The organism is Paenibacillus sp. R-74696 (assembly GCF_055814915.1).
This window is the reverse complement of record NZ_JBPULM010000037.1, coordinates 24,416-35,958: the sequence shown is the minus strand read 5'-3', so window position 1 is coordinate 35,958 and position 11,543 is coordinate 24,416. Positions and strand designations below refer to the sequence as shown.

9 protein-coding genes are annotated in these 11,543 nt (G+C 50.6%); 3 read left to right on the top strand and 6 right to left on the bottom strand.

Annotated elements, in window-relative coordinates; genetic code table 11:
• Nucleotides 1–286: 286 nt before the first annotated feature.
• The 6 genes from ACSR9A_RS17715 to ACSR9A_RS17690 all read right to left on the bottom strand — a co-directional run bounded on the left by ACSR9A_RS17715 (nucleotide 287) and on the right by ACSR9A_RS17690 (nucleotide 8,933).
• Entirely contained in the window at nucleotides 287–1,954 is a 1,668-nt protein-coding gene (locus ACSR9A_RS17715; RefSeq protein WP_473758629.1) for an MGH1-like glycoside hydrolase domain-containing protein, read from the bottom strand.
• 222 nt (nucleotides 1,955–2,176) lie between these two features.
• A complete protein-coding gene (locus tag ACSR9A_RS17710; RefSeq protein WP_473758628.1) occupies nucleotides 2,177–3,526 on the bottom strand; it encodes an ABC transporter substrate-binding protein in 1,350 nt (449 codons plus the stop codon).
• Between the two features lie 139 nt (nucleotides 3,527–3,665).
• Nucleotides 3,666–4,505, bottom strand: coding sequence for a carbohydrate ABC transporter permease (locus ACSR9A_RS17705; RefSeq protein ID WP_473758627.1), 840 nt, complete (start codon nucleotides 4,503–4,505; stop codon nucleotides 3,666–3,668).
• A 9-nt stretch (nucleotides 4,506–4,514) separates the two neighbouring features.
• Nucleotides 4,515–5,429 carry a carbohydrate ABC transporter permease gene (locus ACSR9A_RS17700; protein ID WP_473758626.1) on the bottom strand — a complete coding sequence of 305 codons (915 nt, stop codon included), beginning with the start codon at nucleotides 5,427–5,429 and terminating at the stop codon, nucleotides 4,515–4,517.
• Nucleotides 5,430–5,515: 86 nt separating this feature from the next.
• A complete protein-coding gene (locus ACSR9A_RS17695) occupies nucleotides 5,516–7,138 on the bottom strand; it encodes a response regulator transcription factor (RefSeq protein ID WP_473758625.1) in 1,623 nt (540 codons plus the stop codon).
• Complete coding sequence (locus ACSR9A_RS17690) at nucleotides 7,131–8,933, bottom strand: cache domain-containing sensor histidine kinase (protein ID WP_473758624.1); 1,803 nt, start codon at nucleotides 8,931–8,933, stop codon at nucleotides 7,131–7,133. The genes ACSR9A_RS17695 and ACSR9A_RS17690 overlap by 8 nt, the downstream gene beginning before the upstream one ends.
• 202 nt (nucleotides 8,934–9,135) lie before the next feature.
• Between ACSR9A_RS17690 and ACSR9A_RS17685 the strand changes: the two genes are divergently transcribed.
• The 3 genes from ACSR9A_RS17685 to ACSR9A_RS17675 all read left to right on the top strand — a co-directional run bounded on the left by ACSR9A_RS17685 (nucleotide 9,136) and on the right by ACSR9A_RS17675 (nucleotide 11,527).
• Nucleotides 9,136–10,593 (top strand): alpha/beta hydrolase, encoded by a 1,458-nt coding sequence (locus ACSR9A_RS17685; protein ID WP_473758623.1) that lies wholly within the window; start codon nucleotides 9,136–9,138, stop codon nucleotides 10,591–10,593.
• A 32-nt stretch (nucleotides 10,594–10,625) separates the two neighbouring features.
• Nucleotides 10,626–11,018 (top strand): MerR family transcriptional regulator, encoded by a 393-nt coding sequence (locus ACSR9A_RS17680; protein WP_473758622.1) that lies wholly within the window; start codon nucleotides 10,626–10,628, stop codon nucleotides 11,016–11,018.
• Nucleotides 11,019–11,161: 143 nt separating this feature from the next.
• Nucleotides 11,162–11,527 carry a hypothetical protein gene (locus ACSR9A_RS17675; RefSeq protein WP_473758621.1) on the top strand — a complete coding sequence of 122 codons (366 nt, stop codon included), beginning with the start codon at nucleotides 11,162–11,164 and terminating at the stop codon, nucleotides 11,525–11,527.
• Nucleotides 11,528–11,543: the final 16 nt, after the last annotated feature.

The following is an 11,543-nucleotide window of genomic DNA, read 5'->3' as shown; positions in this document are numbered from 1 at the left end:
AAAATACCGCATCCTGCTGTACGATCCCAAGCTGTCTGTTCGTTATGAGGCCTTCATCCCTCCTTGCTTCTATGTTTAATGGCCAATGCGCATTTGTTGAATGCGCTTTCAACTTGATATTAACGTTCTTTTTTGTGAAATAATAGCAAAAAAACCGTCTTTTTTGATTAAAAATCCGGTTTTCATTGCAGAGCTGCCGCCAAAGCAGCAACTCCTGAGTATATGGTGGCTTTATATGAATACCTATATTGCAAAATGAGGGCCAACTACCTCCTGCCTGTTTTATTCACCCATATGCTGGATAAATCATTCCGATATCAAGCTCCTTTTCTAACCCCCCATCTGTATAACGAAGCTGTTCATTCCCCTTAATCTCCAAAGCGAGCTCCGCTCCATCGTAGTAAATAGCCCCTTTAATTGTCCTTACGCTCATCCCAATAATGCCGCTCAGCCTGCCAGCCCGATCCGTGACGACGCGAATGCCGGACGGGAAACGCATATGCTCCTGCCCATCCAAATAAATGATGCATTCCTCACGCATGTTGAGCAGCTCAAACGTCTGTCCATTCACCGTTCGGCTGTAGCCCGTACCGCCGCCCGCCGGCTCCTCGCCATGATCCATCGCATAAGGCAGCAGCCCCGTAAACCACAGCGTTTCATCCGGCGTAGGCAAAATACCGCACAACCGCTCCACATAATCCAGTACACTCAAAATCGCCGGTGAATACGTTTCCGTATAGCCCTCCACCCCAGTCCATGGGCTAAGCGCTTGTGAAAACCGCGTCATATTGGCCATCGCCGATACGAGAGGATACATAACCCACGTCAGCTCTACATGACGCTGATGCTTCTCAAACGCATGGGGAGCGCGAATGATGCTCAGAAAGTTGGACGGGCCACCCCAGCTGTTATAGCTGGAAAACGGATCAAAGCGCGGGTCATCCATCGCCATGGACGTGAAGGGAAATTTGGCAAAAAACTTTCTCGTATTGAGCAAGTAGCGCCTGAGCATCGTATCAAAAAAATCGCGGTCGCCTACCTCACAGGCCATAACCCGCAGCAGCACATCCGACTGGACCTTAACCAGCTCATCCTGGCGGTCGCGATCATAGAAGAAATGGTCCGCTTCGTCAAAGCAATATTTGAACAGGCTTGCAAGCGAGGCCTCCGCCTTCCGTTTCCATTGCTCCGAGGAAAGCCCCAGCTCCTCTGCTATTACAGCCAAATACTGCCGCTGGCAGTATACGTTTGCCGTCAAATCAGGAGCCAAAAATGGCAAAATCGGCGAATCCGGCTGACAAAGCGCGGCATCTCCCAAATGCGGCGTATCTGGCACATGCCAGAAGCGGGGCGACAAATCATGGCCCGTATCGAAGGTGCTAAACGCTTCTACGCAGCCCGTCCCTCTCGTATTGCGGTGAGCCGCCAGCCAGTCGTCATAACGGGACATAGCGTCATACATCGTTTTCAAAAATGTCTTGTCACGCCCATGCAGCGCGTAATGATTCCAGACGCTGCGGGCAAGCGGCGTCACCAGTTGAATTTGCCGGTAAGACGGCCCATTTTCCGTTATTTTGTACGGAAGCAGGCCATCCTCCCGCTGAAACGCCGCAAAGGAGAGATAAGTCGTCTCCGATACAGAAGGTATAAACCGGGACAGCAGCTCTGCGTTAATCGTACCCGTGCTTTCCAGCCAGCACCCTAAGTAGACGCCACCCTCATGCAAAATCGGCTCCGGATTACTCCCCGTCGGCACGATACAATCCAGCAAGCGGCGCATAGCCTCCTCATGTACGCCCTCCAGCCTCCCTTCAGCCGCAGCAAATTTCACGCCTCCGGCCTCCCATTCACTTTTCAACGGCTGATCGGAAGCCTTGCCCTTATCCTCGCCCCGCTGTCCAAAAATTTGCTGCACAGACTTGCTCCTGAGCCGCTCCAGCAGCTGTTCCCTCATAAATTCCGCCTCGCTTTCTCCTCATTAATGATTATCCGTGTGCTGTTCCCATGTTTGATTGTATGAATGCTTGGACTTGGCATACTCACATTCTCAGACTTGGCGTCCCCACTGCCTTCCGCTTGCTCTGACAGCAGCAGGCTGCCGTTAGGCAGCCTGCTTACCACTTATTTAAATTGCAATTAGAAGGTTAGCGAGTCCTTCGCCTATGCACTTCATTGCTTATTGATTTTTCGCAAAAATTTGCAGCGTGCCGTTGTAGAAGTCGGCAACCGCCTGCTCCACCTTTTTGCGGCCAAAACCGATTTCCTGAACTGTCGTCTCCGCCAGCTTGGAAAATTCGGCGAAGCCAGGAGGATTGTAGCTGACCGCGAAAGGCTCCGTTTTTGTCGCTTCCGAAACACGGCTCGTGTAGTCGTAGACGATGCGGTCTGCATCGCTTGCTTCAGCCTGCAGCGCCTCTCTATTTTTGGATGTAACAGGAACGCCGCGATCATTGCCGAGCACCTTGGCTGCCTCTGAATCATTAATGAAGAAGTTGACCAGCATCGCCACTTCCTTCGGGTGCTCTGTTTTTGCATAGCCTGACAGTCCTTGGCTGGACTCGAAAACGACGCCCGTTCCTTTCGGACCTCTAGGCAGCTGCACCATCGTCAGCGTGTCCTCGGTCAAGCCTTGATAAGCGGCGAACTGGTTGGACGGAATAAGGCTCATCGCTACCTTTCCCGTTATGATTAACGATTTGCTTGGATCGCTCGGCGGGTTCGATACCGCAAGCTCCGGTGTCACGACACCGCCGCCCGCTGTTGTTGCCTCCCAGTATTTAAACCAGCTCAGCGCCTGCTCTTCTGTAAAGCCTGGTTTGCCTTCTGCCATATTGTAAAGCTGCGCGCCATTTTGCTTAAGGGCAATATCCATGCCATCTACCGTAAAATTGTAGGTACCATATACGCCATCGCCCAGCTTTTCAGACAGCTCCTTGCTGATTGCGGCGTAGTCGTCCCAGCTCCAGCCATCCTGAGGCACCGGAATGCCCGCTTGCTCGAACAGCTTCGTGTTAATCAGGATGCCTCTCGCATTCGCCCCTGCAGATATATGAAGCAGCTTACCGCCCAGTGTACCGTATTCCACCATCGATTCATCCATATCGGTCAAATCGAGCTCGCTGCCTACATACGGGTCGAGCTCCAGCAAAACTCCTTTATTGGCATAATCGACAACGTTGCCGCCGAGGAAAAAAACATCCGCCGGTGTACCCGATGCGAGCTGGGTATTCAGCTTGTCAAAATAGCCGGATGAAGGCGCGAACTCGCCCTGTACCTTAATATTCGGGTATTTTTTCTGAAATAGCTCCAGCACCTGGTTTGTACGGTCTGCCCGCCCCTGGTCGCCCCACCACATTATGCGCAGCTCTACCTGCTCCTGTCCTTTACCGCCACTGCCATTGCCCGTTCCATCTGTTTTGCCTCCATTAGTGCCGGATGCCGTTCCTCCTGCTCCCGTACCTCCCGAGCATGCCGTCACAATTACCATTAATGCTGCCAGCATTGAAAATAGAATACGCCGCTTCATGCCAATCTCCCCCAATTTCGATATTTTTGTTCGTATAAAACGCTTACAACGCCATCTTACTGTAAACCTCGCCCGCCAGGCCTTTCATTATTTCGGCAGTTCATTTGCAATTTTTTCGGATGCTGGATGGCCTCACTCGCTACTTTAAGCCTGTTGTAGCAATCCCCTCCAGAAAATAACGCTGGAACGTCAGGAAAACCACCGTAATGGGGAGCAGGGATAAGGCGGACATCGCCAGCAGCGCACCCCAATCCGATGAGCCCGATGGATCAAACAGTGCCCGAATGCCAAGCTGGACGGTGAACAGCCGAATATCGCTTAAATAAATCATTTGGCTGAAAAAATCATCCCATGTCCATATAAACGTAAAGATCGCCGTCGTAATCAGTGCGGGAACGAGCAGCGGGAGAATGATGCGAAAATAAATTTGCTTTTGGCTGCAGCCGTCAATCGTCGCGCTTTCATCAAGCTCGCGCGGAATACCCCGGATAAACTGAACCATGAGCAAAATGAAAAACGAGTCCGTCGCGAACCATTTCGGCAGCACTAGCGGATAATACGTATTAATCCATTGCAGCTCGTTGAAAATGACGTATTGCGGCACCAGCGTCACATGGTAAGGCAGCATAATGGTGACGAGCATTAGCGAGAACCACAGCTTGCTGAACTTAAAGGTCAATCTGGCAAAAGCAAAAGCAGCAAGCGAGCAGGTAATCGCATTTCCAAGCACGCTCGTGAGCGATATCGCAAAGGAATTGGCGAAAAAACGGCTGAAGCTGATGCCTTGAAAGCCGCGCCAGCCATTCACGTAATTTTCCAGCGTAAACGAGCTTGGCCAGATGCCCGGATCAGAGAAGATAAGCTGGTTCGGCTTGAAGGAGCTGCTGATCAGCCATAGAACGGGATAGATCATCAGCAGACCCATGACGATGATCGGCACATGCCTCAGTACTTGTCCATATTTTATACGGTGTGTCATCTTTTACGCTTACCTCCCGTCCTTGTTGTCCCCATAAAACACCCAATATTTCGAGGTGATGAATATAATCGCCGTCAGCAATCCGATAATGAGCAGCATGATCCAGGCGAGCGCTGAGGCATAGCCCATATCGAAGAAGGAGAAGCCCTTCAAATACAAGTACAGCGTATAAAACATCGTCGCATCCAGCGGCCCGCCGCGGCCGTCACCGATGACGAAGGCGGGTGTAAACGCCTGAAAAGAATGAATGACACTCATAATGAGGTTGAAAAAAATAACCGGCGTCAGAATCGGCAGCGTAATGCTGACGAACTGGTTCCACTTCCTCGCTCCGTCCACTTGGGACGCTTCGTAGAGGTCTGCGGGAATTTGCTTTAGCCCCGCCAGAAAGATAACCATTGCTGAGCCGAACTGCCACACCGACAGCGTCACAATCGTATACACAATGTAATCCGGGTGGGCGATCCACGACGGCCCTTTAATGCCGATCCAGGCAAGCGCCTTATTTACCACTCCCGTACCGTCAAAAATTTGCCGCCATACGATAGCGATAGCAACACTGCCGCCAAGCAGGGAAGGGATATAATAAATCGTCCGATAAATGCCCAGTGCCCGGATGCCCTTATTGAGCGCCATAGCTACAAGCAGTGCAAAAGCCAGCCTGAGCGGCACGGAAATGAATACATACTTGAAGGTGAGCCATAACGAGCCGGTAAATGTGCTGTCATTCGTAAAAATTTGTACATAGTTATCCATCCCGATCCAGGATGGCGGGGACAGCAAATTGTACTTGGTCATGGACAGGTACAGCGAGCCGAGCATCGGCCCAGCGGTCAGACAGAAAAAACCGATCAGCCACGGCAGCAGAAACAAATAAGCGGTTTGGTTCTGCTCGCGGGCCAGTGTTTTGCGGGAAACGCCCATGGCAAAAATCCCTCCTAATGATTGATGTACGCAAGCAAGCTGCATTCGTACACCAATCATACGCAGGAATAGCATTTGGCAACATATCATTTCTTCGGGAGTTCGTTATCACTTTTTTCAGATAGACGCTGGCGAAATTCGGACGGCGTCATGCCGTACAGTCTTTTAAATTTGGAGCTGAAATAGCTTGCGTTGGAAAAGCCCGACAGCTCGGATATATCCCATAGGCTTAGCCCGGTTTCCTCAAGCAGGCGGGTCGCATGCGCCATTCGGACATCAGTTAAATAGTGAATAAAGGTTTTTCCTGATTTCGCCTTAAACAGCTCCGAGAAGTAGGACGAATTATAATTAAATCGTTCTGCGAGCATCGTCAAATTCAAATCATACATGTAGTTTTCCGCGATATATTGCCTGGATGCCTCCAAAACCGAGTCTACGGCGCCCTCCTCCGCCCCTTGCAGCTTGTCATGGATAGCCGAGGCAAGCTGCATCAAATATTGGCAGGCTTTCTCCGCCGTGCTTAAGTTAAGCGCCATTTCCGGGCGCAGCCACAGCTGCTCGCCTCCCATTATCGGCACCTGCGCTTCATGCGCCTGTGCCTCCAAGACGAGATTAAACTGAAAAATCGCTTTAACGAACCGGATTCGCGATACGCCAAGCGCCTCCTTCAGCTCGCGCTCCATCATTTTAACAAGCTGCTCCATTTCTCCCCGCTCCAGCAGCCGCTGAATTAAATCAACCGTCTCCTTCGGAAGCAGAAAGGACTCCTCCGCTATCCGTTCACCTTGGTTAATTTGCGCCTCCGCCAAATTCCAGGCGATGAGCGAGGACATGCAGCCCTCCTTCCACTGCTTAAAGCCTTTCACGGCATTTCCTTTGCCGATGGAGGGCGCAAATCCGAGATGCGCATACACCATATCCCGCAGCTTCTGTACAAAATTCGCTAGCTTCTCCTCTCCTTCCAGCAGGGCGATATGCATCAAGCCGTGATAATGCTCATCCCGAACGGCAAGAACCGAATCAGAGTAACCCTCTGCCAGCTCACGGCATATCAATTCAAACGGTAGGCTGAATTGCTCAGGCATACGGCTCATCCGCCCAGCCTGATCCGCCTGATTCAGCTGCTGACCGCGCTGCTCTAGCCCTGCTGTAATAAATCTAACCGTCCGCTCCCCCCATTCCTCTAACTGAAACAGCCTTGCCCGCTCTAATAGCGCTTCCTCTCGTCCCGCCTCGCCCCGGATAAGATAACGCAGAAAATGCTCCTGCATTTCCTGATAAGACTGGGTCAGGCGCCATTTCATATCCTCGGACTGCCGATGGCTCTCCTGCTCCCTGTCCAGCTCCCGTCTAACCTTCAGCAGCGCCTCTGTCAGCTCATCCCGTGCAACCGGCTTGAGCAAATAATGGCGTGCCTGATGGCGGACAGCCGCATGCGCATAACTAAAATCCTCATAGCCTGTAAGGATAATCAGTGTAATTTCGGGATAAAGCTTACGGCATTCGTCCAAAAAAGACAGCCCGTCCATCACTGGCATGTTCATATCTGTCAGGACAACATCGAATGCATCGCGCCCCAACTGCTCCAGCGCCTCCATGCCATTCGCCGCCTCACCCGCAATACATAGGCCCAGCTCCTCCCAATCCACCTTGAGCCGCAGTCCTAGCCGGATTTCTGGTTCATCATCCACGATCAGCACCTTATACATGCTTACCCTCCTCCTGTATCGGCAGTGCCAGTACGATTAGCGCACCACCCCATCTGCTTGCATTGATCTCAATATCAAACAGCTCCCCGTAATACAGCCTGCATCTGGCTATGACGTTGCTCAGGCCAATCTGACTGTCCCGGCTGCTTAGCAGCATGTCCATACGCGCGGCGGCCGAGCGTTCCGCAAGCTGGCCCTTCATTTCGTCTGCGATGCCTGGACCATTGTCCGCTATGCTGATAACAATGCGGCCGTCTTCCCTGCTGACCACGATTTCTACTCGGGCCTCCGGCTGAAGCTGGAAGCTGTATTTCACGGCATTTTCAATTAGCGGCTGCAAAATAAATTTAATAATGGTCAGATGCGCAAGCTCGCCTTCCTCCCTCAAGGTCAAGCTCAGCCGCCCGCCGAAGCGGATTTGCAAAATCTCCACGTAATCCTTCACATATTTCAGCTCCTCGCGCAGCGGCACCACATCATCACTCATTCGCAGCGAGAAACGCATCATTTTGCCAAGCGACTCGATGACCTGCACCGTATCATCGGTCCGCTTCTGCATGGCGAGGCTGCTCAGCAGCTCCAGCGTATTGAACAGAAAATGCGGATTGATCTGCATTAGCAGCGCCTTGTATTCCGCTTGCTGGCGCAGCAGCTTCAGCTCAAACTCGCTTTTGATATGCTGCCGGAGCTGCCGGACCATATTGCGGAAGGTCACCGTCGCAAAGCCCACCTCGTTGCGGATACTGATTTCCGGCGGCAGGCGCAGCTCCGCCTGATTGAAGTCGCCCCGCTGAACATGACGCATGGCGGATATGAGGCGGGATAGCGGCCTCGAAATGCTCTGGGACAGCCAGATGGCGAGAAAAACCGATAATACGAGCAATAGGGATGCGAATAAAATAATGCTGCTGCGCAATTGGAACAGCTTCGCATACAAGTCCTGTTCAGACACGAAGCCAACAAGAATCCATCCTGTTCTTTGCAGCTTTTTATATACGACAATATCTGTTTTCCCCTTATCCGAATCCATATAAATAACGCCCTGCTTGCGTTTATCTCCGCGAATTTTCTCCATAGCAGCCTGCATATCGGTCTGTGCGCCAGCTTCAGGCGGGGAAAGCAGCAGCTGCCCGCCCTGATCCATTAAATAAATGGTACCGCTTTCACCAAGATGAATCCGATTGAGCGGCTGCTGGAAGTAGTCGCTGCTCACATTAATTTTCATTACGGTTCGGGCACGGCTTGGCTCGAAGGTTCCGATTGGCATTAGCATGCTGACAACCGGATGCGTGTTATTGTAGCGCGCCTCCACCGGGTCCAGATGGCTGGCCACCCAGTGGGTTCCCGATGCTTTAAAATCGCTGTACCACTGCTGCTCAAGCAGGCTCGGGTCGGATACGACCTGATTGTCGCTGCTGATCCATGTGCCGTCCGAGCGGTAAAAGGTCACCCGCGACACGCTGGTGTAGCTGTTCATCGCCTGCGTGAGAAAGCCGCTCAGCTTTATATTGGCCAGCATCTTCTCGCCCGCCGCAAGCTTCGGGTCCGAAACAGCCCCTTCCCAGTTTTTCGTCGTATCGCTATTGAACACGAGTGAAGCAAGATCATAGATTTGCATCTGGACCATGTCGACGTAGGCGCCGTATTCCTCCATCTTCTCCAGTGCCGAGGATTCGATATAAGAGCGGATAATAGAGCGTGATTCATTAAATAATAGATAAGACATAGCGCCAAAAGAAAGGACGAATAATAAAATAAAGACGGCAATCAGTCGGCTTTTTAATGAGTAAAACACAGCTAGTCCCCTTTTCTGTCAGCATCGTGCACGATTTGCCAATATAGTAGCACAGTGCTTGCTAGGTCCGCTCTTTTTTCTCTAAAAAACACTCCAAAATAATACCTTGACCTTGCAGTATACTTCAACCTTTATACTCTGTTTATACAAGATTTCCGGCCTGCTGGACGGAGAATACAGAAATAAATGGAGGTATTGTATAATGAAAATAGTAGAGGTCATTTTCATTCTGGTTATTTTAGCGGCGGCGGGAGGCCTATTATTCGCAAGAAAAACGAAGCGGCTCGATGCCGGGATGCTGGGCGCGGTTGTACTGGCAGTGCTGCTGCATGGTTTAATCAATCATTTCCGCATTCAAATGGTTGCCGCCTACGCTGTTGCTTTCGTTTTGATTATTGTCCTAGTCCGCCGACTGTTGAAGCCTTACGATGATCATATCCGTTCCAGGTCTCTTATCAAAAAGAGCCTGCTCTCCCTTATCGTCATCGCACTTAGCGGATTCTCCGGATTTGCGAGCATGCTGCTGCCGGTTTTCACAATGCCTGAGCCTAGCGGCAGCTATGGCATTGGCACCATCGCACGCCATCTAACGGATGAATCCCGCGACGAAACGCATAATGAAGATCAAAGCGACAAGCGCGAGCTGATGATCAATGTATGGTATCCGGTAGATAAAAATAATACCGAAGGTGCTTCAACTGAGCATTACCCTTCGGAAATTGGGGAAGCGATCAGCCTCGTATTCGGCATACCGAAGCAACTTTTCAGCCATGTGACGAACATTCCGACGCATGTTGTTGAAGGGGCCGAGCTATCCGCTGCTGAAGCGAGCTATCCGGTTGTCCTATTCTCACCCGGTATTCGCTCGACCCGCTTTCAGAGCATGACGGCCATTGAGGAGCTGGTCAGCAATGGCTACATCGTCGTAGGCATGGATCATCCTTTTACATCAGCGAAGGTTGATTTCCCAGATGGCCGTTCGATTTTATACGATGCTGAACCCGAATTTCCAACTACAGCGGAGCTTTACGACAATAATATTAAAGAAGTCGCCATTCGTGCAGCCGATGCGAGCTTTGTGCTCGATACGCTTACGGCATGGAATCAGGAAGACCCCGATCACAAGCTTGAAGGCAAGCTGGATCTGAGCCGCGTCGGCATTTTCGGCCACTCCTATGGCGGGGCGACAACAGCGGAAACACTGGCACAGGATAGCCGTTTCAAGGCGGGGGTCAGCTTGGAGGGCGGATTTTGGGGCGATGTAGCCCGTAACGGCTTGAAGCAGCCATTTATGTATTTGATGACAGGCGACACAGCCAAAAGCCTTGACCCGGCGATCAAGGAGAAATCCTATGTCTATTTCGAGGAGTTCCCTTCCGATTTGGATTCGGTCATGACGAAAAGCACCAATGACACCTATTATATGACCGTGGAGCCTTTTATCCATCAGAGCTTTACCGACATCGCGCTGCTGTCGCCTAAGCTGTTCGCCAAGGGCGTCGACCCCGTCCATACGGTAGATATTACCCGCTCTTATGTCACCGCCTTTTTCAATCAATATTTGAAAAATGAATCACAGCCGCTGCTGGCTGGGCCATCGCCGGACTATCCCGAGGTTATTTTTGACCCTAACTATACGAAAAAAGCAGCTGCCCAATAAACCTATGGACAGGATCAAGGAGGGAAACACGCATGGAAGGCATGACACGCGGCGAGCTTGCCAAAAGAACCGGGCTCAGCATGGCGACGATTCGCTACTACGAGGAAAGCGGCATCCTTCCGGCTCCCCGCCGCAGCCAAGGTGGCTACCGTCTGTACTCGGACGATTATTTGGTCAAAATCAAATTCATCAAGGACACCAAGTCGCTCGGCTACTCCCTCAAGGAAATTCAGGAGGTGCTGCATCTGCTAGGCCGTGATATGGATGCAGAAACCTTAAAGGAATATGTGCGGGGCAAAATAGTTGAGATTGATCAAAAGGTCGAATCGCTGCGCTCCATTCAAACGATGCTGGCGACCTTGCTTGAGACGCCTCAAGCAGACATTCACAACTATCTGGATTCGTTTCGCAAGTCCGAAGATTAATGACTGTAGGCCGCGAATACTGTACGTGAAAAAGCCCGATTCGCACTCTGGCTATACAACTTTAAACCGCAATGATATATTCTACTAAGAAAATCATCTATTATCCGGATTTTATTTTCAATAGGAAGGTTGAATGGCATCATATGCTGCGTGTAATTGCCTTATCGCTCCTGTCTTTGGTCTATCTTTTTGTGTATTGGATTATGTTTTATATTTTAATTGATAAATTTGCTTTTCATTTATCAGCGACCTTTCCCTTCTTTGCCTCACGCGAAATTGTATATGATATGTTTTTACTTAATATCGTTGTGAGTCTGGTTTTAGCTCAATTAGTTGTAGGACTAAATCTATTTTTAAATTTTAAAAATGCTAAGCATTTCTACAAAATGCAGCTTGTACACATTCCATTAATCGTTCTTGCCATTTACCTTACGAATGCAACAACTACTGTTATACCTTTTATTAAAAATTGGCATGTCTCCTTGTTGGGAGATTGGACTTTACAATAAACATGGGAGGCCCGCA